This is a genomic window from Flavobacterium sp. SLB02, from assembly GCF_009664855.1.
Classification (GTDB): Bacteria; Bacteroidota; Bacteroidia; order Flavobacteriales; family Flavobacteriaceae; genus Flavobacterium.
The window spans coordinates 670,011-696,537 of the sequence record NZ_CP045928.1 but is presented as its reverse complement, the minus strand read 5'-3'; the positions used below and the strand labels follow the sequence as shown (position 1 = coordinate 696,537).

25 protein-coding genes are annotated in these 26,527 nt (G+C 33.0%); 10 read left to right on the top strand and 15 right to left on the bottom strand.

What is annotated here, in order from left to right; translation table 11 throughout:
* Window positions 1-34 precede the first annotated feature (34 nt).
* The 3 genes from GIY83_RS03050 to GIY83_RS03040 are packed head-to-tail and all read right to left on the bottom strand — an operon-like array spanning window position 35 to window position 3,519.
* Window positions 35-1,372 (bottom strand): (Fe-S)-binding protein, encoded by a 1,338-nt coding sequence (locus tag GIY83_RS03050; protein WP_194618922.1) that lies wholly within the window; start codon window positions 1,370-1,372, stop codon window positions 35-37.
* Between the two features lie 6 nt (window positions 1,373-1,378).
* Window positions 1,379-2,344, bottom strand: coding sequence for an MlaD family protein (locus GIY83_RS03045; RefSeq protein ID WP_194618924.1), 966 nt, complete (start codon window positions 2,342-2,344; stop codon window positions 1,379-1,381).
* Between the two features lie 50 nt (window positions 2,345-2,394).
* Window positions 2,395-3,519 (bottom strand): N-acetylmuramoyl-L-alanine amidase, encoded by a 1,125-nt coding sequence (locus GIY83_RS03040; protein ID WP_194618927.1) that lies wholly within the window; start codon window positions 3,517-3,519, stop codon window positions 2,395-2,397.
* Window positions 3,520-3,601: 82 nt separating this feature from the next.
* Here GIY83_RS03040 and GIY83_RS03035 point away from each other — a divergent pair, with 82 nt between their 5' ends.
* Together GIY83_RS03035 and GIY83_RS03030 are read left to right on the top strand one after the other, a co-directional pair.
* Window positions 3,602-6,325, top strand: coding sequence for a putative LPS assembly protein LptD (locus GIY83_RS03035; RefSeq protein ID WP_370514235.1), 2,724 nt, complete (start codon window positions 3,602-3,604; stop codon window positions 6,323-6,325).
* A gap of 128 nt (window positions 6,326-6,453) precedes the next feature.
* Window positions 6,454-6,834 carry a RidA family protein gene (locus GIY83_RS03030; RefSeq protein WP_208684649.1) on the top strand — a complete coding sequence of 127 codons (381 nt, stop codon included), beginning with the start codon at window positions 6,454-6,456 and terminating at the stop codon, window positions 6,832-6,834.
* 105 nt (window positions 6,835-6,939) lie between these two features.
* Here GIY83_RS03030 and GIY83_RS25140 read toward each other — a convergent pair whose 3' ends face one another.
* From GIY83_RS25140 to GIY83_RS03000, 6 genes are all read right to left on the bottom strand, one after another.
* Window positions 6,940-7,200, bottom strand: a complete 261-nt coding sequence (locus GIY83_RS25140; RefSeq protein ID WP_370514234.1) for a hypothetical protein — start codon at window positions 7,198-7,200, stop codon at window positions 6,940-6,942.
* Window positions 7,201-7,391: 191 nt separating this feature from the next.
* On the bottom strand, window positions 7,392-7,766 hold the full coding sequence (locus GIY83_RS03020) for a methylglyoxal synthase (RefSeq protein ID WP_072959961.1): 375 nt from the start codon (window positions 7,764-7,766) through the stop codon (window positions 7,392-7,394).
* A 13-nt stretch (window positions 7,767-7,779) separates the two neighbouring features.
* Window positions 7,780-8,631: an N-acetylglucosamine kinase gene (locus GIY83_RS03015; protein ID WP_194618933.1), complete on the bottom strand. Its 852-nt coding sequence runs from the start codon at window positions 8,629-8,631 to the stop codon at window positions 7,780-7,782.
* Window positions 8,632-8,761: 130 nt separating this feature from the next.
* Window positions 8,762-9,766, bottom strand: coding sequence for a type I glyceraldehyde-3-phosphate dehydrogenase (gene gap / locus GIY83_RS03010; protein ID WP_173972168.1), 1,005 nt, complete (start codon window positions 9,764-9,766; stop codon window positions 8,762-8,764).
* Between the two features lie 88 nt (window positions 9,767-9,854).
* Complete coding sequence (gene pfkA / locus GIY83_RS03005) at window positions 9,855-10,841, bottom strand: 6-phosphofructokinase (RefSeq protein WP_055096466.1); 987 nt, start codon at window positions 10,839-10,841, stop codon at window positions 9,855-9,857.
* Window positions 10,842-11,151: 310 nt separating this feature from the next.
* Window positions 11,152-15,639, bottom strand: coding sequence for a translocation/assembly module TamB domain-containing protein (locus tag GIY83_RS03000; RefSeq protein WP_229029198.1), 4,488 nt, complete (start codon window positions 15,637-15,639; stop codon window positions 11,152-11,154).
* 207 nt (window positions 15,640-15,846) lie between these two features.
* Between GIY83_RS03000 and tsaD the strand changes: the two genes are divergently transcribed.
* Window positions 15,847-16,869 (top strand): tRNA (adenosine(37)-N6)-threonylcarbamoyltransferase complex transferase subunit TsaD, encoded by a 1,023-nt coding sequence (gene tsaD / locus GIY83_RS02995; RefSeq protein WP_194618942.1) that lies wholly within the window; start codon window positions 15,847-15,849, stop codon window positions 16,867-16,869.
* Between the two features lie 2 nt (window positions 16,870-16,871).
* The gene (locus GIY83_RS02990; protein ID WP_208684647.1) at window positions 16,872-17,585 is read left to right on the top strand and encodes a 16S rRNA (uracil(1498)-N(3))-methyltransferase; all 714 of its coding nucleotides are present in this window, start codon (window positions 16,872-16,874) and stop codon (window positions 17,583-17,585) included.
* Here GIY83_RS02990 and GIY83_RS02985 read toward each other — a convergent pair.
* Window positions 17,566-17,715 carry a hypothetical protein gene (locus GIY83_RS02985; protein ID WP_208684644.1) on the bottom strand — a complete coding sequence of 50 codons (150 nt, stop codon included), beginning with the start codon at window positions 17,713-17,715 and terminating at the stop codon, window positions 17,566-17,568. The two genes, GIY83_RS02990 and GIY83_RS02985, sit on opposite strands and share 20 nt — an antisense overlap.
* A 91-nt stretch (window positions 17,716-17,806) precedes the next feature.
* Between GIY83_RS02985 and GIY83_RS02980 the strand changes: the two genes are divergently transcribed.
* The 6 genes from GIY83_RS02980 to GIY83_RS02955 all read left to right on the top strand — a co-directional run bounded on the left by GIY83_RS02980 (window position 17,807) and on the right by GIY83_RS02955 (window position 23,159).
* Window positions 17,807-18,445 (top strand): DUF4159 domain-containing protein, encoded by a 639-nt coding sequence (locus GIY83_RS02980; RefSeq protein ID WP_208684642.1) that lies wholly within the window; start codon window positions 17,807-17,809, stop codon window positions 18,443-18,445.
* A 10-nt stretch (window positions 18,446-18,455) separates the two neighbouring features.
* Window positions 18,456-18,953, top strand: coding sequence for a TrmH family RNA methyltransferase (locus tag GIY83_RS02975; protein ID WP_208684640.1), 498 nt, complete (start codon window positions 18,456-18,458; stop codon window positions 18,951-18,953).
* A gap of 295 nt (window positions 18,954-19,248) precedes the next feature.
* A complete protein-coding gene (locus tag GIY83_RS02970; protein WP_208684638.1) occupies window positions 19,249-20,202 on the top strand; it encodes a zinc metalloprotease in 954 nt (317 codons plus the stop codon).
* Between the two features lie 112 nt (window positions 20,203-20,314).
* Window positions 20,315-21,406 (top strand): AI-2E family transporter, encoded by a 1,092-nt coding sequence (locus GIY83_RS02965; RefSeq protein ID WP_194618955.1) that lies wholly within the window; start codon window positions 20,315-20,317, stop codon window positions 21,404-21,406.
* A gap of 2 nt (window positions 21,407-21,408) precedes the next feature.
* On the top strand, window positions 21,409-22,596 hold the full coding sequence (locus GIY83_RS02960; RefSeq protein WP_208684636.1) for a class I SAM-dependent methyltransferase: 1,188 nt from the start codon (window positions 21,409-21,411) through the stop codon (window positions 22,594-22,596).
* A complete protein-coding gene (locus GIY83_RS02955) occupies window positions 22,593-23,159 on the top strand; it encodes a hypothetical protein (RefSeq protein ID WP_194618959.1) in 567 nt (188 codons plus the stop codon). Before GIY83_RS02960 ends, GIY83_RS02955 begins: the two co-directional genes overlap by 4 nt.
* Here GIY83_RS02955 and GIY83_RS02950 read toward each other — a convergent pair whose 3' ends face one another.
* The 5 genes from GIY83_RS02950 to GIY83_RS02930 all read right to left on the bottom strand — a co-directional run bounded on the left by GIY83_RS02950 (window position 23,160) and on the right by GIY83_RS02930 (window position 26,522).
* Entirely contained in the window at window positions 23,160-23,825 is a 666-nt protein-coding gene (locus GIY83_RS02950) for a M15 family metallopeptidase (RefSeq protein ID WP_208684634.1), read from the bottom strand.
* Between the two features lie 76 nt (window positions 23,826-23,901).
* A complete protein-coding gene (locus tag GIY83_RS02945) occupies window positions 23,902-24,690 on the bottom strand; it encodes a hypothetical protein (protein WP_208684631.1) in 789 nt (262 codons plus the stop codon).
* Between the two features lie 58 nt (window positions 24,691-24,748).
* Window positions 24,749-25,333 (bottom strand): hypothetical protein, encoded by a 585-nt coding sequence (locus GIY83_RS02940; RefSeq protein WP_208684629.1) that lies wholly within the window; start codon window positions 25,331-25,333, stop codon window positions 24,749-24,751.
* Window positions 25,334-25,417: 84 nt separating this feature from the next.
* The gene (locus tag GIY83_RS02935; RefSeq protein ID WP_208684627.1) at window positions 25,418-25,969 is read right to left on the bottom strand and encodes a hypothetical protein; all 552 of its coding nucleotides are present in this window, start codon (window positions 25,967-25,969) and stop codon (window positions 25,418-25,420) included.
* A 55-nt stretch (window positions 25,970-26,024) separates the two neighbouring features.
* A complete protein-coding gene (locus tag GIY83_RS02930; RefSeq protein ID WP_208684625.1) occupies window positions 26,025-26,522 on the bottom strand; it encodes a hypothetical protein in 498 nt (165 codons plus the stop codon).
* Window positions 26,523-26,527: the final 5 nt, after the last annotated feature.

Sequence of the window (26,527 nt, the reverse complement as noted above, 5' to 3'; positions counted from 1 at the left end):
ATTAAACGGTTAAACAAATAACCGCTTAAACTCTTTAATTCTCATTTTTCCAATTCAACCTGTCCTGTTGGCTGTATTGCCAAGGCGCACCATTGTTTTCAATATTAGTCATCATCGCATTCAATGACATTGGCGCAGCACTTTGCTCCATTACCAAATAACGACGCATATCCATAATAATAGACAACGGACTTATATTTACCGGACATTCCTCTACACAAGCATTACATGAGGTACAAGCCCACAATTCTTCAGGAGTAATATAATCGTTTAATAAGGTCTTATTATCCGGAACAAAAACACCTTTGTTGGCATCTATATTTTTTCCTACTTCCTGCAAACGGTCTCTTGTATCCATCATAATTTTACGAGGAGACAATTTTTTACCGGTTTGATTCGCCGGACAAGATGATGTACAACGGCCACATTCTGTACAAGTATAAGCATTCAATAGCTGAACCCAGTTTAAATCCTGAACATCACTTGCCCCAAATTTACCTGGCGCAGCGTTTTCATCTACCGGAGCAGCGGCAAACGGATCTGCGTTTGGATCCATCATTAACTTCACCTCTTTTGTAACTGATGCCAAATTATCAAACTGCCCTTCTGGTTTCAGATTAGCAAAATAAGTATTTGGGAAAGCTAAAAGAATATGTAAATGTTTTGAGAAGTACAAATAGTTCATAAAAACCAAAATACCTGCAATATGCAACCACCAAAAAACTTCAAACAACAATCCAACCAGTTCGTTTGAAACTCCGTTGAACATTGGCGCAATAAACTGACTTATTGGAAAACTTCCTGCTTTATGAAAATGCGAAAATCCCCCCGGAACATTTTGTAAATGCAAATCAGAAGCATTCATCAATAAAAACAAAATCATTAAAACAGTCTCGAAATACAAAATGTAATTGGCATCACTTTTTGGAAACCCGTTTAAATCCGGATTTATAAAACGTTTTAACTTAATTATATTTCTTCTGATCCAAAATACAATAACTGCAACCAGAACCAAAAATGCCAATATCTCAAATGCGGCAATTAAAACATCATAGACTACACCTAAATAAGGAGCAAAAACTCTATGTGTTCCAAACAAACCATCGATGATGATTTCGAGTAACTCGATATTAATAATAACAAAACCTACATAAACAACAATATGCAATACTCCGGCAACAGGCCGTTTCACCATTTTTGACTGCCCTAAAGCAATCATCGCCATATTTGCCCAACGCGCCTTTGGATTATCTTTACGATCTACATCAACTCCTAAGTTAATGTTTCTGATAATCTTTTTTACACTTGAAGCAAAAAAGCCAAAACCAGCTATTAAAAGTATAGCAAATAAAATATTGTCTAAATATCCCATTCCTTATTATTTTTTATCGGTTGAATTTGCATCTTCTACAGGGGCTACGTAAGGTTTATTTTTCTTTCCAAAAAGAGAAACATTTACATAACGAGTTGGGTATAAACGAACATCCTGCAATAACAATTCTAACTCTTTTGAAGTCTTAGCCAAATTGTTATACAAAGCATCATCACTTAATAATTTACCGGCAGTACCTTTTCCTGAGTTTAAGTTACTCATAATACCGTCTACTTTAGCCAAAGTTTGGTTTAGGTTTCTAACTGTTTTTCCTAAATCAGCCTTGTTTAAAGAATCAGATATCTTATTGAAGTTGTTTGACATCTTGTTAAAGTTTGTCACCACTCCGTTTATCTGACCTTTATTGGTATCTAAAATAGAATTCAAACTTCCTGAAGCTCTATGAAACTGCTCCATTGTCTGGCTTAATTCTGCCAATGATTTTTTTAGATTCTCCTGCCCTTGTTTGTCTAAAACATTATTTAATCCCGATACCAGAGTATTTATGTTAAGAAGCATTAAATCTAATTTTTGCTGAATAGGTTCGATTTTACCTCCCAGAGATTCTGTTAATCCCATCTCTACAGTAGATACAAGCGTTTGTCCTTCCTCTGCCGGATCTTTATCAGCCAGATTAGGCAAAATTTTAATTTGTTTTCCACCAATTAAACTTGGCGAATACAAAGCCGCTTTACTTGTTTTTGAAATTGGAAAATCTGTTTTTAATTGAAGTTCAACTAATAATTTACCTGTTAATTCATTAATTGTAATTTTACTTACTTTACCAACTGAAAGTCCATTTATGGTAACGGGTGCTGATGCTGACAGATCCTCAACATTATCATATTCTACATATAATGTCTTATAATTTGTAAAAAGGTCTTTACCTTTTAAAAAGCTGTAGCCCCAGATAAATAATAAAATTGACGCGATGACTAAAATAGCCGTTTTAATTTCTCTTGTTAGTTTCAAAATTCTTAGTGTTTGTACAAAATTAGTATAAATATTCGAACTAAAGGCTATTATTTAATAGCGTCTTGAATACTGATCTTTTCTCCATCTTTAGTTGCAACTAGAAAAGAAGCTCCATATCCTTTATCCTTAGCTTCTTCTAAATATTTTTTAGCAGCTGTATAATCCGAAGTTTCCTGGTAAAAATATTTATAAATATTATTTTCGTATATCATTGTTACATTTTTTAGTCCTTTAAAATTTTTAGGTTCTAAGGGCGTTTTTTTAATGCTGGCGATAAGCTGTACTTTAAAGAATGTTCCTTTTGGAGTATTCTTAGCAACCGCAGGAGTTTCAACCACTTTTGCTTTTACAGGAGTAGTATCTCTTACTGGTCGCGCATCGTTTGATTCACTAGCTCCGGAACCAAAATATTCTCTTTTGTAACTTAAAATTGCTTCGGCAATAGCTTTTGCAATATCATTTTGTCCCTCTTCAGAATTTAAAATATTTCCTTCAGTAGGATTAGAGATAAATCCCGTTTCAACTAAAACTCTTGGCATATACGCTTTATGAAGTACCATAAAAGGTGCCTGCTTTACCCCTCCCTGTCTTAGTTTTTTTCCTAATTTTTCAAAATTATCTTCAATTTTACTGGCTAGTGAAATACTGTTATCCTGATATTCTTCCTGCATTAAAGTCAAACCAATCATAGATTCCGGAGAATTAGGATCATAACCTTCGTATTTACGTTTATAATCTTTCTCTAAGGTAATAACCGAGTTCTCTTTTTTCGCAGCCTCAAGATTTGATGCCAGTTTACTTAAACCCATTACATAGGTTTCTGTTCCATCAGCAGCCGTATTTTTATTAGCATTACAGTGAATTGACACAAAAATATTCGAATTGGCTCTGTTGGCAATATTGGCTCTTTCGACCAAATCGATAAAAACATCTGTTTTACGAGTATAAATCACATTAATATTGGGCGTGCTTTCTAAAATTTTACCAACTTTTAAAACAATGGCCAAAGCAATATTTTTTTCAATCCGTCCGCTATAAACAGCTCCAAAGTCATGATCTCCATGCCCAGCATCAAGTGTTACCTTAAAAACATTTGACTGGCTGTATGCACAAAAAGACAATATCGTTAGAAAAAAAGTAAATATTACTTTAATTTTGTTAAATCTGTTCATAAATCTAAAAGTTAATTTTAATAAAACGTAACTGCTATAATTTTTACAATTGATTATTTTTGACAAAAAATTATATGTAAGTTTGACATGTCAAAAAACAAGCCATAATTTTACAAAAATAGCATTTAAACCTTTGCATACAAACTTATTTAATATCGTTTTATTATCATTTTTCCTAACATTAGGATGTGGTAATTTATATTCGCAAGAGATAAAAAACAAAAAAAAGCCGTTACCAACTGTAAAACAAACAGATAAACCCAAAACTGCTGTTACAGATATAACACCGGCTCCCATAGCCGATACCATAAAGTTAGATACTGTAAAGACTAAAAAGAACGCTTTAGACGCTGTTACGAAGTACAAAGCCAAAGATTATGCTAAGTATGACAGGAAAAATAAAACGCTTACATTATATAATGAAGCCGAATTATATTATAAAGATGTCGAACTAAAGTCAGGTATTATTGTTTTAAATCTCGAAAAAGATGAAGTTTATGCGGGTCGTATAAGAGATTCCGCAGGTGTTTTGATACAATATCCCAATTTTAAACAAGGCCCAAGCGAAGTTCAGCCTGATTCTATCCGATTTAATTTTAAAACCAAAAAGGCTTTAATTTATAATTCAAGGACAGAACAGGGAGAATTTAAAATCAAAGCGGCAATCACCAAAAAAGAAAACGATTCGGTTTACTTTTTAAAAGGAGCCCGCTTTACCACTGCAAAAGACATCGACAATCCTGAATATTATTTTAGAACAAATAAAGTAAAATTCGTTCCGAACAAAAAAGTTGTTGTAGGAACCACTCAAATGGTAATTGCAGATGTACCTACTCCGCTAGTATTGCCTTTCGCCTTTTTCCCTATGACTAAGGAAAAAAGTGTTTCGGGTATTATCGTACCAAGTTATAATGACTCAAATACCAGAGGTTTCTCATTGCAAAACATGGGGTATTATTTTGCTTTAAGCGATAATTACGACTTAACGGTATTAGCCGATTATTACACCAACGGTAGTTACGCCATGCGCTTTGAGTCGGCGTATGCCACCAGATACAAATATAGAGGAAATCTTAATATTCGTTTTGAGAACCTGATCAATAGCGAGCGAGGTTATCCTGACTATAGTAAAGAAAATATTTACAACATTCAGTGGTCTCATTCAAAAGACTCAAAATCGAACCCAAATTCAAGCTTTTCTGCTTCGGTAAATATGGGTAGTAGTAAATACTTTAAGCGATCAATCAACCAGGCCAACGTAGGTTCGAATTTAAATAATACTTTAAATTCATCTATTTCATATAACAGAACCTTTAATACGATACCACAAGCGCGTTTTTCATTAACAGCAACGCATTCGCAAAATACGCAGACAGAGCAAATTCAGATGACTTTACCGACTTTGCAAGCCAGTGTCGACCGTGTGTATCCGTTTGTTGGAAAAGACGGAGTTAAAAAAGGTTTTATCAAGAACATCAACCTGCAATATAACCTGAGCGGTAAAAATAATATTACCACTACAGATTCATTGTTCTTTAAACCGCAAATGTTTAGAGATGCTCAAATAGGAATGCAGCACAGTATCCCTATTAGTACCAATTTTAAAGTATTTAAATATTTTAGCGCAGGAGCCTCTACCAACTACCAGGAAACTTGGGTTACTAAAACTATTGATAAAAATTATGATCCAGATAAGGGCCAGATTGTAAATACAACCGTTAATGGTTTCGATGCTTTTAGAACATATAATTTCAGTACGAATTTAGGAACTACAATTTACGGTACCTTTAATTTTGGAAGCGATAAAAGAATTCAATCCATTCGTCACGTAATGCGTCCAACTGTTACGTATTCCTATACACCTAGTTTTGACCAATATTATAATAATTACACTGTTGATGCTACAGGAAGAATTTCGACTTACTCAAGATTTGACGGTGGTATTTTTGGAGCTCCTGGTAAAAGCAATTCTAACATTGTATCATTTGCTTTAAGCAATACTTTTGAAGCTAAAGTAAGAGACAGAGACAGCACAAAAACAGAACCTAAAAAGATCATGCTGTTAAACAATTTAAACTTCAGCACGAGTTATAATTTTAATGCTGACGGAAAAGAAAGTTTAGCATGGCAACCGGTTCTTGTAAGTGGTGGAACACAACTTTTTGACAATAAAATGAATGTGAATTTTGGTGCTACATTAGATCCGTATGCGATCGATAATGGCGGAGCCAGAATTAATACTTATAATATTGACAATGGCGGGAGTTTGTTTAGAATGACCAGTGCTAACATAACTTTAAACTATTCGTTTTCTAATAAAGGAACCGGAAAAGAAGAGGAAAACAAGCAAAGTGAACGGAACGGAGGTCGTAAAGATGATTTATTTGGAACCAATACTGATTTGAATGACAGCCGAAACAGCCAGTTTGCCAATAAAAAAGATGACGAAGATGATGTGATCACCGAATTCTTTAAAGCAAAAATACCATGGGATATGACAATGGCTTATTCATTGACATATTCGAATGTAAATCGCGAAAATAAGATCACAGGAAACTCTATCATGATATCTGCCAATATGGATATTACCCCAAAATGGAAAGGCGGAGTTTCTACCGGTTATGATTTTGTACAAAAAGGTGTTACTTTTACTCAATTCCGTTTTGAAAGGGATTTATTGAGCTGGAGAATGGCCTTTAACTGGAGTCCGCTGGGTGTAAACTCAAACTGGAACTTCTTTATCGGGATCAAATCCGGAATGCTTAGCGACATTAAGTGGAACAAACGAAGCACTTCTAACCGATAAGTGTCCATTAACTTAAAGCTGAAAACTTTTTAGTGATTATGAAACTGGATTTTTTAAGATTTAAATCTTACTTTGATAATCTCTAATTACATTATAATTCTTCCTTTTAGTATTTAAAAACTTTTATCATGAAAAAAATCATCTTTACTGACAAAGCACCGGCTCCAATTGGCCCCTACAACCAGGCTATATTATCAGACAATACACTTTATGCCTCCGGTCAGATTGCTATAAATCCAGCTACGGGAGATCTTGTTACCGAAAATATAAATGATGAAACAACACAAGTAATGCAAAATATTGCTGCCATTCTTCAGGCTGCAGACATGACTTTTGAAAACGTAGTTAAAGCAACAATCTTTATTATGGATATGAATAACTTTGCTGCTATAAACGCTATTTACGGGTCTTATTTTGATGAAAAAACGGCGCCTGCCCGCGAAACAGTTCAGGTCGCTTGTTTGCCAAAAAATGTAAACGTAGAGATTTCTATAATCGCCGTACAATAGCATTTAAAAATAATTGTGCCGTTGCCTCCCTTGTAGCCAGCGGCACATTATACACGTCACATATCCTGACCAGCATCTTAATATCTACTTTATGAGCATTGGTCACTAATGATCGGTAAACATAAAGACGACATTAATTTTACCCGCAGCTACTTTAGATGCGATTTGAGCATCGCCTCCCATTAAGCACGCAAGCATCTTTTTTACTTTAAATCCTGATTTCTCAGCATTTCTTTCTAATATCCCTGTTGCAATAAGTTGTACTTTATCATGCTCAAGCGCAATTCTGTTTTTAATTAAAAACTGAATCATGTCTGCTTTTTTATTATCATGAGCAATAATTGCAATTGAAGTTTGTTTTTTCAAGATTAGTAATACATATAGATCAAATTTACGTTAAAAAAAGGAGTAAAATTACTACAAATACGTGAATTTCAAATTTTTAAGCATACAGCAAAAAACATTAGCAATTATTTTAATATCATCAATTTTAAGGCAATAAAAAACCGTTTCAGTAAATGAAACGGTTTTGAGAATATATTTAATGATGTGAAATTCTATAATTGCAATGCCACAGCATTTAACAACAGCTGAGCAGAAGCTTCATTTGTTGCCAAAGGTACATTGTGTACATCACAAACACGAATAAGCATATTAATATCGACCTCATGAGCATGGCTCGCTAAGGGATCTTTAAAAAAGAAAACCATTTGCGTTTTACCTTCAGCTACACGCGCAGCAATTTGCGCATCGCCTCCCATTGGTCCTGAAAGCATTCTTTTTACCTTAAAACCTGCATTTACAGCCTTGCTTCCGGTAGTTCCTGTTGCGATCAGTTTAATATTTTCCTGAAGAAGAAGTGTTTTGTTTTTATTTAAAAACTGAACCATATCTGCCTTCTTACCATCGTGAGCTATTATAGCAATTTCCATACTTCTTTTTTAATTATTGATTAGCAACGTGATAAGCAATCAATCCGTCAATAGGCCTTCTTAAAACATTACCTAACTGAAGTTCGTACTTATCAAAAGTCTCTTGTAATTCATCTTTTAGATAAAAAGCAATAGAACCTACAAAATGAACCGGAACTTCTTTGCAGTTATCAAATTGTTTGATGTAATTTTTCACGAAAGATTTCATCCCTTTAAAGATGATTTTTCTGCAAAACTCAGTGTCTTTATGCTTGATTAAAAACTTAGCAAAAGTCGCTAAATAAGCATTTGGATTGGGTTCTTTGTATAATTTATTTTTGATAAAATCTGGATCTAAATCATATTCTTTTTCAAATTCTACTGCCAGTTCTTTAGGCATTTTATTGAAATAATATTTTCTGATTAATTCTTTTCCAAAAACATTTCCGCTACAATCATCCATGACAATATATCCTAACGATTGTACTTTTTGATGCAATACTTTTCCATCAAAATAACTGCAGTTAGAACCTGTTCCCAAGATACTCACAATTGCTTCTTCTCCTTTTGGAGTAGTTGCATAAACTGCTGCGTAGGTATCTTCATGAACCTCTACAATAGCATTTACAAAATATTCCTGGAATATTTGCGAAAGCGCTGTTTTCATTCTCTCAGTTCCACAACCTGCTCCGTAAAAGAACAAATGTGTAGCATTTTTTTTATTTTGTAAAATATCAAAACGGTCATTTAATCTTTCGATAATTTCAGGACCTTCAAGAATTTCAGGATTTAACCCTAAGGTTTGTGTGGTGAATAATACTTTTCCATTATCATCAATTGCAATCCAATCGGCTTTAGTAGATCCACTATCAACTATTAATTTCATTTTATTTAGTTTTTGGATTAGTTTTTCTTTAACTAAATAAAAAGTGTATTTTTTACATTAATTAAAGACCTAACAGAATACGAAAATCCCGTTATTTTTAGGTAACGGGATTTTGAGTATAAATATAGTATTATTTTAAACCTGCGATGTGCACAGACAAATCAATTAATTTGCTTGAATATCCGTACTCGTTATCGTACCAAGATACTAATTTGAAGAAAGTTGAATTTAAACCAATTCCTGCAGTAGCATCAACGATTGAAGTTCTTTTGTCAGAAATAAAATCCTGAGAAACAACTGCATCTTCAGTATATCCTAAAATACCTTTTAATTCATTTTCTGAAGCTTTCTTTAAGACAGCCATAATTTCTTCGTAAGAAGTTTCTTTAGCTACTTTTACAGTTAAATCTACTACAGAAACGTCAGCAGTAGGAACACGGAAAGACATTCCAGTTAATTTTCCATTCAAAGCAGGAATTACTTTTCCAACAGCCTTAGCAGCTCCTGTTGAAGATGGGATGATGTTGATACTTGCAGCACGTCCACCTCTCCAGTCTTTTCTTGAAGGACCATCAGCAGTCATTTGAGTTGAAGTTGTAGCGTGAACAGTTGTCATTAAACCTTCTACAATTTCGAAATTATCGTGAATAACTTTAGCTAAAGGAGCTAAACAGTTTGTAGTACAAGAAGCATTAGAAACTACTAAATCAGTAGCTTTTGCAGTCTCGTGATTTACTCCCATTACAAACATTGGAGCATCTGCAGACGGAGCAGAAATAATTACTTTTTTAGCACCACCTTTAATGTGCTCGTTTGCAGTTTCAATAGTAGTGAAGATACCAGTACATTCAGCAACTACGTCAACATCAACTTCGTTCCATTTTAAGTCAGCTGGATTTCTTTCAGCAGTAATACGGATATTTCTTCCGTTTACGTAAAGTTTTCCCTCTTTTACCTCTACAGTTCCGTTGAAACGACCGTGAACTGAATCATATTTTAATAAATAAGCTAAGTGATCAACATCTAATAAATCGTTGATTGCTACAACCTCTACATTATCTCTATTGAAAGTTTCTCTAAAAACGATTCTTCCGATACGTCCGAATCCGTTTATTCCTAATTTTACTTTTGACATTTTACTTAATTTTTGCTTTTGTTTTTATTACACTAATTTAAAGTCTAATTTCCTCACAATAAACTTCTTTCCTTTTTAAACTTTTATTTTATGTTGACATGATATCAGATACTCTCAACAATTCTCTATCAATTTCAGATTTACCCTTAATTGCTTGTTCAAGAGGTGTCAGAGCAACTTTATCTGCCTGAAGACCTACCATGTAATTTGATTTACCTTCGATTAGGGATTCTACTGCTTTTACACCTAAACGGCTTGCCAAAACACGGTCGAAACAAGATGGTGAACCGCCACGCTGCATATGTCCTAAAACAGATACTCTTACATCATACTCAGGCAAATTAGCTTCGACGTAATCTTTTAATTCAAATACGTTTTTACCAATTTTATCTCCTTCAGCAATAACTACTATACTTGATGATTTTCCTGAAGCTTTACTTTTTTGAAGAGAGTCTAGTAGCCTGTCTAAACCTAAATCTTCTTCAGGAATAAGAATTTCTTCGGCACCAGCGCCAATTCCTGCATTAAGAGCAATGTGACCTGCATCTCTACCCATAACCTCTACAAAAAACAGACGGTTATGAGAACTTGCCGTATCTCTAATTTTATCAATACAATCTACAACCGTATTTAAGGCAGTATCATAACCTAAGGTATGGCTTGTACCAAAAATATCATTATCAATTGTACCTGGAATCCCCATTACAGGAAAACCATATTCTGAATTAAAAATTAATCCTCCGGTAAAACTTCCGTCACCTCCTATTACAACAAGAGCATCAACTCCTGCTTTCAATAGATTTTCGTGGGCTTTTTTTCTACCTTCCGGTGTTCTAAACTCAACTGAACGAGCTGATTTCAGGATCGTTCCGCCTTTGTTTACAATATTATTTACACTACGAGGTCCCATTTCTTTGAAATCTCCTTCGATCATTCCCTGATACCCTCTATAAATTCCTATGCATTCTATATTATGATAAGCACATGTTCGAACAACTGATCGTATTGCAGCATTCATTCCTGGTGAGTCTCCTCCCGAAGTAAGAACACCAACTTTTTTTATTGTTTTTGGCATTATTTAAGTATTAAAGTGTAAAATTAGCAAACATTCAGCACTTTTCAGGTGATGTTTATCATTAATTAATAAAATCTGTTAAATTCAAACGTTTTCGTTAATAAGTTTTTCGATAGTAAAAATTTCATTTAAAATAATAAAACGTGCTTATTTTAATTAAATCTTTAAAATTAACAATACATAAATGAAGTGTTATAAAAATTCGTCATCATTTTATATTTGTAAGAAAATAAATCAGCCCCTAATTTAGCACAAAAAAAACCATTCAACGAAGCGAATGGTTTCTTTTAAGATTATTTTTAACAATTAATTAAAAATCGTTGTCAGGAATGAGTCCTTCATTATTATTTTTAGGTTGTGGCTGTTTCTCTTCTTCCTTTTTATCGGACTTCTTTTTGTCTTTTTCGGCATCTTTTTTATTGGAGAATTTTACAAAATCCGGATTCAGATACGAATCCTGCAAATCATCAGACGAGCTTTTGATGGCTCTTTCTAATTTATGATTCTTAAATAATTTATTGACCAGCTCGCTAAAAGTATCAAAATCGACTTCATATGAAATACCAACTCCTTGCGTATATCCAATTCCCTGTCCTATATAATTGATATCATTCTCTTTATTGAATAAACGAAGATTCATCGATCCGTCGTCATTTACCCTGTATAATATTTCGATATCTCCTACAATGGCCGACTCGTTTACACCGCCAATAGGAACTCCTAATTTTCCGTTTATGGTTATTCTTTCGTTTACCTGGGAGGTTATATTGGCTACAAACTGACCATCGGCTTCCTGACCTATTCGTTTATCTGCCGATATAAAATTCAAATCGATATTGATCTTATCATTGTCTGATTTAATAATTCCGCCTAATAAACTTGCTGCGGTTTCAGCAAAGGTTCCTGATAAATCACTTTGATTGAATCCGTCCGGACTCATAAACGAACCTGTCGAAAGTAAATACAAAGCCTGGGTCTGACGAACGTCTTTATCATCTAACTTATACTGTATCTCGGATTTCAGAACATTACTCACCGATGGAAACTGAATATCAAAATTAGGTTCTGGACTCGTTAAATCCCCTCTTAAACCAATGACAACTTCTACCGGGACTTTTTTATTGAAAGAAGAATTATCCAGTAATACGGCAGGGTTAGCAGATGTTTTATAAACCGCTTCAAGATTCAGCTGGGCTTTCATAGGGTTTCCTTCCCAGATAATAGAACCACCTTTTTTAACGGCGAATTTTTTATCTATTAAACCTCCGTACTTAAAATTATAGGTTCCTTCGTATGCCTGGAAATCTCCCCACATATTAAATTTACCCAGTGTATTGATCTTAAATAATAAAGATCCGTATCCTTTTCCTTTCATACCGTGCCCGGAATTTCTATCCAGAATTACTTCAACCTCGGCATCGGGCGTAATATCAAAATCAAATTCTAATTCGAGTCCATTGTAATTTCTTGTTTTCTCGACAATACCATTGGCTAGGTTGTATTTTTCCTTCGGCGTTACAAAATGTATCCAGCTGCTTTCCCCAACACTTTGCGCGTTGTTAATAGGGATTTTCACTTCAGTTCCTTTCTCGGACTTAGCATCAACCTTTATAAATAGATTTTCTGTTGGACCTTTGATACTTGCAGTACCATTTATAAAAGCCGTACCAAAATAAGCGGCATCTTCACTATCTTTTGTATCAAGGGCCAGTAATCGTTTTGAGGTTATAGTCAGATCCAGTTTCCAGTCGCCAAAATTATGATGTTCGATACTTCCGTTCAGCAATCCTTTGGTGCCGTACTTGGTATCTGTTAGCTGATTGTTTCTGAATAAGAATTTTTCATCTGTTAAATCGATAACCGTTCGGTCGCTCAATTCATAATCGGTATTAAGGTACGGAACTGTCATTCCGGCTTTTTCCACATAAAGCCTTCCGTTTATCTCCGGTTTTTTAAGATTACCAACAACTGCCGCATTTCCGGAAACAGATCCTCTTACATTTGATAAAACATCTCCTCCTACTGTACCTAAAGTAGCCAGATTAAATCCTTCGAGTTTTAAATTCAGATCCAGAAAAGTCTCTTTGTTTTCGATTGCAAAAGTTCCGTTGGCCCTAAACGATTCTGTAAATCCATTTTGAATAGAGGAATTGATCGTAAACTTCTTGAAACTTTCGTCTCCCGAAATATCGAATTTTAAAGTCCCTAAATCAACCTTATTCAAATTAAGATGATCTATAGAAATGGCCGCCGTGGGCTGATAGACATTCTTATTCTGCTTATAATTGATGTTACCATTCAAATTACCATTAAATACAAATTTAGAATTTAATGGCGTAATTTTATTGATATCCACGTCTTCAAAATTCAGGACAAGATCCTTATAATCGTTTCCTTTGATGACTCCGTTTAAATCAATTTTCTGATTTTCGTGCGATAAAATAATATTATCAATGGTAAAGTTTTTAAAAAACTGATCAAATACAATCTGATTGTCCTCTCCGTCATTTTCATTTAAATACCATAAATAGTCTTTAAACTTCATCTCGGATTTCTTGATCCCTACTATGTTATTTTTGTTCTTATCGATCGTGTGATATAAATCCAGATTGAAATAATCTTCTCCTTTTGATCCCCCTTTAAACTCAGATCGAACAAACAGAGTATCTTTTGCAGTAACATTGATTAAATTAAAATCACGTATTTTATAATAAGGCGTTTTGATACTATCTAGCTCTACATAAGCATTATAAAGTGCATTTTTATTATCGATATTAATACGGATATTATCGAATGTATTTTTTGCCGCAGTAATTTTCTGAGACTTAAACCTAAATTTGAATTCTTGTAAATCAGAATCTATTTTACCACGCACCACAGTGCTTGAATCTATATTAATTTCCGGATACAGCATTTCGACTACTTTATCATACACATGAAAGTTGAACCGCAAAAACTGACCTTTTTTTACTTTATAAGGTTTGTAATTGGTATACAGGCTACCTACCGAATTCATAACCAGTTTATCTAATTGACCAAACTGAAATTTACCAACGATCTCCCCTTTTACTACATCATCTGAACTGATGGTTATGGTACGCAATTTATCAGCATCGAAATTGGAACTAACCGTTACTTCATCAAAAGTATAAGTTGCTTTAGGATTTTGATAAACAGCATCTCTAAGTGAAACGGTTCCCTGAAGGTTTTCTATTGAATTTCCGGTTACTTCAACTACGGCATCTCCGCGGAAATTAGAAATAGAATCGTTTATGAATTTTAGTTTTCGAAGATCGGCGTTCTCTACATTAATATGAAAATCATATTTACTCTCGCGCTTGCTTAAATCTACCAATCCATCAAATGTTAAACTCAAATTTGGATCATTTACAGATAATTCTCCTTTATAATAAGGCAATTTGAAATTACCATTTACAACGATATTATTATAGGTATACTTATTATAATCTAATTTGGATATGTCTCCTTTTACAATAGTGTTCAGGTATTTCTCTGTAAAACCAACTCCGTCAACATCTAGATTTAAAGTTGTTTTGCCAATATCTTTTCTGTTCAGTAAAGCACCCACATTAAAATTATCCAAAATAATATTTCCAGAATAAGATGCTTTATCAATAAAATCGATATTATTCATATGCAAATCTGCCTGACCATTACCCAGATCAGTAATCATTTTAAAGTCGGCTTCTAATGCTGTTGTCGAAACTTTTGCTTTACCAACAATATTGAATTTCCCAACTCTTTTAAGTTCTTTAGGAAGCTTTTTACCCAAAATGCCCGGCAGTATCACCACTAAATTATCATAACTTGAAACCAGCTTGTCGAATTTACCATCCATGGCAAACTTTTGAGCTTTGGTACCCAAAAGGTTTTTAAAATTAATGGTTCCGTTAATTTTAGAACCATTGGTATCACTTAGATTAAGATGTCTTAAATTAAGATCATTTAAAGTTCCTTTGATCTTGGTTTTAATTTTAAAATGCTGATTTTTACCCAATCCGTCAAAAAAATAACGAATATCATTTGAAGCAATCGAGGCGGAATCTAATGCGACATCGAATTTTACTTTATCTGTAAAATGCAGAAAATCTTCTACTTTATAATTTAAAGTAGCTTGCCCGTAAATCCAGGTTCTTTTGGTTTTTATAGCCAGGTTCTCAACCTTAATCTGCTTTTTTGTATAACTGAATTTACCTGCAAAGTTCGATACATATAAACCACGATGATCTAAAAAAGAAAAACGATGAATGTTAGTATTTACATCAGGACCGTATAATTTAAAATCACTGATATAGGCGTTTAGTTTTTTAAAATCAAGAAATACGGGTGTCGTTTTATTTTCATCCACAACAGAAAAAGCACCTTTTGAGATATACGCATTTCTTGCTGTCAGCAAAAAGTGTTTACTCGATTTAGTTCTTTCGGGACTTGTTTCAAACAATTTAATAAACTTGTTAATATTGTTTTCGTCCTCGTTTTTATAGGTTTTTAGATTAAAAATCAATCCTGTTAAGCGCAGATCGCCAAAAATTAAATCACCATCTAACAATCTTTTGATACTTAAAATATCAGTTGTGATAATATCTGAATAGATTAAAGTTTTCTTATGATGGTCACGAATCAAGACATTTTTGAGTTTTACTCCTCCAAAAATATTGATAGCAACTCTGTCTACCGTAATATCGGTTTTAAAATCTTTGTTTAGAGATTCTGTAACGTATTTGGCTATTTTTGTCTGAACGATAGGTAAAGCCAAGGTGATAGCAAGTACTAACAAAAGTAAAATTAACCCAATTAGGGTTCGTGATATTATTTTCTTTACTTTTTTGATAGCTGCTTTTATTTTAGTTTTCTTTTAAATTTATTTTGAACAGACAAAGTACGACTGTTTTTGATAAAAATTCTTTAATTTTGGCTTCTCCTTATAATAAAAGAAAATCAAATATTTGATTTGTCAAATATAATTCAAAATTCGTGCCTTTATATGCAAAATTCAGAGGTTTTTATTCTTGCCATCGAAAGTTCATGCGATGATACTGCTGCCGCGGTTTTACATAACGACAAAGTACTCTCAAATGTTGTGGCCAATCAGTTAATTCACAATCAATATGGTGGTGTTGTTCCCGAATTGGCTTCCAGAGCACATCAGCAAAATATTGTTCCGGTAATTGATGCAGCGCTTCGCAAAGCAAATGTACAAAAAGATCAACTAACTGCCATTGCCTTTACACAAGGTCCGGGATTAATGGGCTCTTTGCTTGTAGGGAGTTCTTTTAGCAAATCGTTGTCATTGGCCTTAAAGATTCCGTTGATTGCTGTAAATCATATGCATGCGCATATTTTAGCCCATTTTATAGATGAAGAAGGCTATGATAAACCTGAATTTCCGTTTTTGGCTTTAACTATTAGTGGAGGCCATACTCAGATCGTGAAAGTAAATGGCTTTTTTGACATGGAAATCATCGGAGAAACCACTGATGATGCGGTTGGTGAAGCTTTTGACAAGAGTGCCAAAATTCTTGGACTTCCCTACCCTGGCGGACCTTTGATTGATAAATATGCCAAAGAAGGAAACCCAAAAGCATTTGCTTTTACCAAACCCAAAGTTCCGGGATTAGATTTTAGTTTCTCCGGATTAAAAACGGCGATTTTATATTTTATCCAGAAGGAAAAACTTAAAAACCCCAATTTCATCGAAGAAAACCTGAATGATATTTGTGCCTCTATACAATATACGATCATCGAAATTTTGATGGATAAATTGAAATTGGCGGTAAAAGAAACCGGAATTACACAAATTGCCATTGGCGGAGGAGTTTCGGCAAATTCAGGCATTAGAACCAGATTAAAAGAAAGTGAAGGAAAATACGGTTGGAAAACCTTTGTTCCTAAATTTGAATATACTACCGATAACGCTGCAATGATAGGAATTGTAGGATATCAAAAATATTTATCAAGTCGTTTCGAAACTTCAGCAGTAGTTTCAAAAGCGCGAATTCAATTTTAATTATGCAATTATTTTACAATCCGGATATTGACAAAACCACTGAAAGTTTTTCTTTTGATAAGGAAGAAAGCCGACATATAATAAAGGTTTTACGCAAGAAAGATTCCGATATTTTACACGTTACAAATGGTGCAGGTTTATTGTTTGAAACCGAAATTACATTGGCTTCTGACAATAAATGTATCGTTCAGGTACTTTCTATAAAAAAAACCGAAGAACCTCAATTCCGTTTGCATCTTGCCGTTGCCCCAACCAAAATGAACGATCGTTTTGAATGGTTTCTGGAAAAAGCAACCGAAATTGGGATTCAGGAAATTACGCCTATTATTTGTGATCGCTCTGAACGTAAAGTGATTAATTTAGAGCGTTTTGAAAAGATTATTTTATCAGCGATGAAACAATCTAACGAAACGTATTTGCCTAAATTGAATGAAGCGATTTCGTTTAAGGAATTCATAAAACAAAAAAATGAAGGTTTGCAATTAATCGCGCATTGCGAGCAAACTGATAAAAAATCATTAAAAGATATTTTAAAACCAAATGAAAGCGTTACGATGCTTATTGGTCCTGAAGGTGATTTTTCTGAAAAAGAAATTGCATTGGCTTTAGAAAATGATTATCAACCGGTTACTTTAGGAAATACGCGTTTAAGAACGGAAACAGCTGCTATTGTAGCGTGTCATAGTGTTGTTTTTTTTAATGAAACACCTGATTAAAGTCTCTGTCGTCATCAATAACAATGGTTTTGTCAATTTCAATAGAACTGTGCTCGACAAGGATTAAACACAATCTTGTCATTTCGATGAAGCAGAAATCTCCCCAAGAAACTCCGCCAACAATTGTCAATTTTTGTCGATTTTTGTCGATTTTACAACGGAGATTTCTGCTTCATCGAAATGACAAAAATGCTGCAAATTACTCGATAATTTATAATTATATGAAAAGAATACTTTACTTCTTATTATTGGTTTCTATTTCTTCGTTTTCGCAGGAAATTGCTCTGCTAAAATACAGCGGTGGTGGCGATTGGTACGGAAATCCAACGTCATTACCTAACTTAATTAAGTTTTGTAATGCTAATATTAATACGAGAATAAAAGCGAAACCTTCAACTGTAGAACCTGGTAATCCTGACTTGCTTTCGTACCCTTTTGTACATATGACGGGTCACGGAAATGTAGTTTTTAGCGATGCTGATGTTAGTAATTTAAGAAAATATCTAAATGGTGGCGGTTTTCTTCATATTGATGACAATTACGGAATGGATCAATACATTCGAAAAGAAATAAAAAAAATATTCCCAAATAATAATTTAATCGAAATTCCGGCGAATCATCCTATATTTCAAAAACCATATCCTTTCCCGAACGGATTACCAAAAATTCATGAGCATGACGGAACCCGCGCGCAGGCTTTTGGAATTTTCGTAGAAAATAAATTAGTATTACTATATACGTACCAATGTGATTTGGGCGACGGCTGGGAAGATGCCGAAGTGCATAATGACCCAATCGCTGTTAGAGAAAAGGCTTTAAAAATGGGTGCCAACATTATCAATTATATTTTTACCAACTAAAATTTAACTAGTGCAGCTTACTCACCAAGAAAATCAATTTGAAAGAAAAACATTTCCGATAACATTAGTTTGTGATCATATTTACTTTCAGCAAAATATAGGTTCTCTTTTTAGAATCAGCGAAGCTTTTGGGGTCGAGAATATTATCTTTTTAGGAAAAGATATTCCGCTAACACCCAGAAAAATCAATAAAACTTCCCGAAGCACGCATCTTCATGTGCCACATACTATAATTGAAGGGAGCACAGAACTTGTTGACTTTTTACTTCAAAACAACTTTGAAATTATTGCTTTGGAAATTGCCAGCAATAGTAAACCTCTAAAAGAAATTGTGGTTCCTGATAATAAAAAAATTGCTCTTTTGCTAGGAAGTGAAATTGACGGAATCTCAGATGAACTTTTAAAAATTTCGAACCAAATTGTGCACATCAATATGTTCGGAAAAAACTCCAGTATGAATGTTGTGCAGGCTGCCAGTATTGCTTTGTACGAGATCACTACTCTCTAATTTTTCGCCTCAAATAGTGTTAAATTTGAATCGATTTGAAAATAGTCTTAAAAAAAACTATCTAAAATCTCGATTAAAGGTAAATAAATGCGTTAAAACGCATTTTAAAAAACAATAAGTAAGAAAAAACACATTAAAAATAATTTTAATATTTTTGTAAGAACTAGATTATACAAGGGTTTATAAATTTCTCATAAATAAATCATTATAAAAGTTTGGCTACAAAATGATTTTGTTATAAAATTGCGGAACAAACAACCAAATGTAATTTTTTATAACAAAAACCCAAGTTATTATGAAAAAAGTTCTTATTTCCGCGGTAACAGCCCTATTGCTGTTTTCATGTCAAAATGACCAATCAGAATCAACAGATTCAGAAGCAACAACTGCATCGACGCGCCGCGCATGTGCATCACAACAAGTTTTAGATGATCAACTGAGAGCTGATCCTAGTTTAGCCATCAGAATGAATGAAATTGAGGCTTTTACCAACAAGGCTCTAATTACTGGAAAACTTGTCAATGGAAAAATTCAGATTCCCGTTGTAGTTAATGTTTTATACAGAACAGCTGCACAAAACATTTCTGATGCACAAATTCAAAGTCAGATTGATGTCCTTAACAAAGATTTCAATGCATTAAATTCAGATTACAATAGTGTACCTACCCTATTTGCAGGCGTAAAAGCGAATGTAGGAATTTCATTTGTTCTAGATCAGATCATTAGAAAATCCACTACAAAGACTTCATGGGGAACAAATGATGCCATGAAAAAAGTAGCTCAAGGTGGTTTAGCACCTACCTCGCCAACAACAAAACTTAATTTATGGTCATGTGCCATTGGTGGCGGAATATTAGGTTATGCGCAATTTCCCGGAGGAGCAGCTGCTACAGACGGTGTTGTAATTGACTCTAAATACTTTGGTTTATCTGGTGCTGCAAATGCTCCTTTTAATTTAGGACGAACTGGTACTCACGAAGTGGGTCACTGGATGAATTTACGCCATATTTGGGGAGACGCTAATTGCGGAAGTGATTTAGTATCTGATACTCCTACTCATAACGAAGAAAATTATGGTGTACCTGCATATCCTCATTATAGTACTTGTTCAGGAACTCCTGTAGAAATGACGATGAACTATATGGATTATGTTGATGATAATGCAATGTATATGTTCTCTACCGGACAAAAAAACAGAATGGCTGCTATATTTGTTACAGGCGGACCTAGAGCTGCATTTGGAATCTAAAAAAACAGAATAAAATAAGCAAATGAAAAGCGGGATGAAATCATCTCGCTTTTTTTTGTTTATCCCTTAATTTTAAAAGCTTTTTCCTATATTTATAATCTAAAATCAAAACATGATAACATCAAAAATTATATCTAACGGAATCTTAAGAGCTTTAGCCACTATATTAATTATTACTGTTGCTTTATATTTTCTCTACACGATACAAACTGTAATTGTTTACTTGTGCATTTCTTTACTATTGTGTTTAATTGCAAATCCGTTAATACAATTTTTAAAAAATAAATTAAAGTTTGGCAATTCACTGGCCGCCACGATAGCATTAGTCCTGTTTATTTTGGCAATCGTTGGTTTTATCTTTTTATTTGTGCCCTTGATTATTTCTCAGGCCAATAATCTTTCTTTACTCGATACGCAAAGTCTGCAGCGACAGTTTATGGAAACAGAACGAAGTATCGAAGCGTATTTTAATATTCAACATGTTGATTTAAATAAGGTTTTAAAAGATTCTAAAATCACTTCACTTATTGATTTTAGCTATTTTACCGTTTTTCTAAATTCAATATTGGGATTTTTAGCCGATATGGGAATGGGATTGGTTTCTGTTTTCTTTATTACTTTTTTCTTTCTTAAGGATCAGGATTCATTCAAAGAAACTGCGCGTAAAATTCTACCGGATAATAATGAAGATAAAATCATTAACTCTATTACAAAAATCAACCACTTTTTGACCCGATATTTTATTGGATTATTATTGCAATTAACCGTTGTATTTATTTTGTATTTAATTGTTTTAATGATTTTTGGAAATAAAAATGCTTTTGTAATTGCTTTTTTATGTGCTATTCTGAATATCATTCCTTATATAGGTCCGATAATAGGAACCACACTGGCCGGAATATTAACGATGATTAGTATGATTGGCAGCGACTTTCAGAGCGAAATTTTACCCAAAACAATATATGTAATTATAGGATTTTTATTGGTTCAGGCGATTGATAATAATATTAGCCAGCCTATAATTTCGTCAAAAAGTGTAAATTCGCACCCGCTGGAAATATTCCTGATTACTATAATTAGCGGAATTACTTTTGGGATTGTCGGGATGATTATTGCCATTCCGGTTTTTACAATGGTAAAGGTAATTTTAAAAGAATTTTTTCCTGATAACAAAATCGTATCTGTATTAACCGAAAGAATTTAGCATTGAACACTTCTATTTTAGACAAAAATATTCAGGAATTTATAACTCAAAATAGTGGTGCCCCGACTATAAAATTAGCGCTTCAAAAAAATCCGTTTCCTGAAATCGACTGGATATTGGTTTTAAATCAGATTGAAGCAAAATCTAAGGCAAAAGACAAATTACCCACTTGGTTTTCAACGGAAAATATCATTTACCCAAGTAAGGTTTCTGTTGAACAAACCTCATCTGAAAAAACAGCTGCTTATAAAGCTTCACTAATCTCAGGCGAAAGTTTGATAGATCTTACGGGAGGTTTTGGCGTAGATGATTATTACTTTGCTAAAAAATTCAAGAGCATTACCCATTGCGAAATCAACGAAGATTTATCGGGAATTGTACAGCATAATTTCGAACAATTAAAAGTTGACAATTGTACCTTTTATGCCAATGATTCTACAAATGCACTAAACGAACTGAATCAAAAATGGGACTGGATTTATATTGATCCTTCCCGCAGAAGTGATGCAAAAGGCAAGGTTTTTATGCTAAAGGATTGTTTACCCAATGTGCCTGAATTATTGGATTTTTATTTTGAAAAAAGTGATTCTATTTTAATAAAAACCGCTCCCTTACTGGATATTTCAGCAGGCTTATCTGAATTAAAATTCGTTAAAAACATTCATATTATTGCACTTGAAAATGAAGTAAAAGAATTGCTTTTTGAAATTCACAATCATTACAAAGGCGAAATTCGCATAAAAACAGCCAACATTCTAAAGGATAAAACGGAGACTTTTGAGTTTGTTCTGGGCGATCATACTGTTTTTCCTTCGTATCATTTGCCTCAAAAATATCTTTATGAAGCCAATTCGGCTATAATGAAATCCGGTGGTTTTGATGAAGTAAGTGCTTTTTTCGACATCAATAAACTGCATAAACACTCACATTTATACACATCAGAGAGTTTAATCGATTTTCCGGGACGAACTTTTACAATCGAAAAAGTGATTGGGTATGGTAAAAACGAAATGAAAGCGGAGCTTGCCAATAAGCAGGCCAATATTACCACACGAAATTTTCCAGACACGGTAGAAAACATTCGAAAAAAGTGGAAAATAAAAAGTGGAGGAAATTTGTATTGTTTTTTTACAACTGATAAAAATGATAACAAAATAGTTTTAATTTGCAGAAAAATAACTAAAAAATGAAACAACTAATTACTCTAACCTTTTTTTTATTAACGCTTACCGCATTCGCTCAAAAACCATGTGAATATAGCACAAATGTAAACGACTCTATTGGTAGCTATAAAGTAACCAATGATTACCTGATGAGCGAAAAATATTTTGGCGGAACATTTGATTATATTTTCTTTGCCTTAGCGCAAACAGATGGTTTACCTACATTAAACTTGCAATATATTCAGAAAAGCAAGGATTTTATAAAAGCAAATTGCTTTGATAAGAATTCGAAAATCTTTTTGCAATTAGAAAACGGAAAAATTGTAACCTTAATTCATATCGACAGAGAGAATTGTGGTACACTTATTCATGATGATAAAGGTTTTGACAATCGTATTAATACCGGTATTTTCATGTTTATGAAAGATAATTATGAGGAATTAAAAAAATCTCCTATCTCTATAATGCGTATTAAATACCTCACGGTAACGGAAGATTATATCGTAAAGAGAGAATTAACATCGGAACTGAATGGTAAGGTTTACAAACCCAATACCTATTTTATGGAGAATATGAGATGTGTTGAATAATTAATCGCATTTCCAGGTTTGGTCAGCAACTTTATCTTTTAAACCGGTTTTTAAATTATAATGCCACCATTCTGAATCGAACGAATTGAAGCCGTTTTTGATCATTATACTTTTAAGATATTTTCTATTTGCGATTACGGGATCGGGTAGTTTTTTATAATTATGACTGGCCTGAATTCCGAAAAAATCAAATTTAGTTCCCATTTCAAGTTCAATACCATCGGCATTTACTAACGAAATATCTACGGCTCCTCCTCTATTATGGATGGAGCCTTTTTTTGGATCTGCAACATACTGGGGATTGGATACTATTTCCCACATTTTTTTTTGTATCGATAAGGGCCTGTAGCAGTCGTATATTTTTATTTTGCATCCATTCTTCATAAATTCTTTATTGGCGGCTATAAGGGCCTGAACGGTCTTGTAACGCAACAAACATTCGGCACAATCATATACTTTTGCTTTTAGAAAATTATCCTCGGTCGCATACTTCATATCGTAAACAAAATCCTTACTATAGTCTTTTAAATTCACAAAAGTTGTATCGGTAATTTCCTGTTGTTGTGGTTCTGAATACGATTCGTTTTGGGCTTTTACCGCAGGCACAAACAAAATGATACTGAAGAAGAATAAAAAACGAAATTTTGAAGAAGTATTTATTTTCATAGTAAAGAGGTATTGTATCCTGTAAATATAGAAATAAAAGTGTTGTGCAGAAAATGTTGTTTTGTACGATACTTTATTAATCTTTATAGTTTAAACTATGATCTTTAATTATTTTCTGGCTTTTGAGCTTAATCGCTTTGGGTAATTGTTTCCAATTTTCATCATATTCAATTTTATAAACATCATCTTCATTTCCCGAAGGATAATAAGCTGTTGCTTTTGACTTTACCAGGCTCTGGTTCGCTGATTTTTCAGGAATTGTATAAATAATTTGCTTGAAGGGTTTTGCATCCAGTCCATCGCTGTCTCCCATATAGGACAAATAAAATTCAGGTTTACCGTCTTTATCCTCATCGCTAATAGTACATTTTTGATAATCAAATTCAGGCCAATAGACTACATTTCCAAAATCCTGAAATTTAGCTTTTTCGATTAATCCTCCGTGATCTTGTAATAGTACAAAAGCATATAAATTATCTTCGCTAAAAATTATAGTATCCATAGGTTTGCCCTTCATATCGCTATGTTTCCACGATTCTTCTTCATGAACCCATTTTTTAGTTTTAAAATTATAAACTTCACCAACAGCTCCATCTTTGTAATCGATCATACGGCTGAGTTTGTTGATTTTCTTTTTAAAAACAAATTCAAAATGACCATACTGACTTTCGCAATGAATAATCATCGTTGTTTTACCATATAATTTACTCTCGTAATTAAACTCAGCATCCGCAACGGCTTTGCTGTATTTTAGGGAGTCTTTAGGATAATAGCGTTGTATTGTCAAAGGTTTTATCTGGGCTGTAATTGAATTTACAAAGACTAAAAAAAGCAGTAGAAAAAGGTAATTTGGTCTTAATTTCATTTTTTTAATTTTTAATGTAAAGCAGTACTAATGTAATAATCAAGTATCACTCATAATTTTACTGGACTTTTTTTACTACATTTCCTTCCTTGTCAGTTACATTTGGCTTATGGATTTCACGCCATCTTTTTACAAAGAAATCAATGTTTGCCATGTCTTTTTTTACCAAATCCCTTAATTTATTCAGCTGTTTTTCAAAGCTGCTTTGGGTTTTATATGTTCCTATTTTATACTCGGGTAAAAAAAGCATATAAAATAAAGGCGGACCTTTATAATCATCGCTTCTTAATTGCATAGTAGTTGAATCATTAGGCGGCATCTTAAAATTTATTCCGTCACACTCTTTCAAATCTGAAATTGAATTTATCTTTTCATTAAGTTCGAAAATATTCAAGTCTATTTTTATCCGTTTCTCCCCTCTAAAAACAGTCAAAGTAATAATATGCAAGTGATTCTCATTTGTAACCTTGCATAATTCATAGGAGTATCCGTGAATATTAGAATCGTATTCGCCAAACCAAGATGTTTTGAACGGAGATCTGATATATCCGTTTTTTTCAAGTTCGGGAATACCATACTCTTTGAGAATAGTATTTCGTGCTGTGAGAAGTTCTTTGTCTGATATTTTAAAGTTATCTTTCATTTTCTCTAGAAATCAAAACGATTAGAAAATTACATTGTTGAATAGTGATTGTTTAATTCTTTTCTGTAGGTCCAAAAACCAAAATTACTTTTGTATTATATCCCAGTTTTCAAGTATGTAAGTATTACAAATACCTTTTTTTACTTCTGCTGCAAAATAATAGTTTTTGAATTTGCCATTATCTTTAATATTTTCCATTATTGGCTTAAAACCATTTATAACATTAGTTTTTCCTTTAAACTTATAAAATACAGATCTATTTTTAGAATAAGTAGAAATACCTGTTATTTCACATTTCTCTGAAATTAAAGCATTTTCTTTCGAATTGTAAATAGTATAATAATTAAATGGAATTAAAATTACTCCGGAAACAAAATAAGCAATTACTGCTATTTTAAGCCCATTTATTACTACGAACAAAGGCTTATCGTCTTTTTCAGTCTTACTGTACTCTTTTTGCATTTCTCGATATTGTAAAATAGCAACAATAACCAGTACAATTGCAAAAGCAGTAAATAATAGCCAATATGGATAATTTATAATAACATCTTTTGACTTGATAAAGAAAAAATAAACCAATAAAAATCCTAGTAACTTAATCCAATCGACAGTAGTTAGTTTATTATTTTCTTTCACTTTTTTACTTTTTAAATGCATCTTCATATATTCTGAAAATTATCAAATCATATCCTTATCTAAAAAGATACTTATACTGTAGACAATCTTTCCTTAAATATCTATCTTTATTTGACTCAAAGTTGCTATAACAATATTTATCACATTTAAAGTCAAACTTAGCAATACCAATTAATTCATTATTTTTATAAAAAAGCAAAACATCTTGATAACAATTTAAACATTTATAATCAGGATAATATCTCCCAGGATTTTGATCTGTAAAAAAGTTATCTATCTTCTCAGAGAACTCATTGTTAATTTCACTTTTTATAAATCCAAATTCAGATAAGTCTTTATAATGAATTTTACTGTTTTTTTCTACAAAGTCAGAATAATAAACATCAAATCTATTTATTCCATCTGGTGGCCCAGCAATTCTATAATAATCACTATGATAATACTCTACTTTGTCATAAAAAGAGTTTGTTTTTTTATCCTTAGTACAACTAAAGAAGATAATACTTATCAGTACAGCAAAAATTTTTCTTTTTAATAATAAATTATTTTCCATCAATT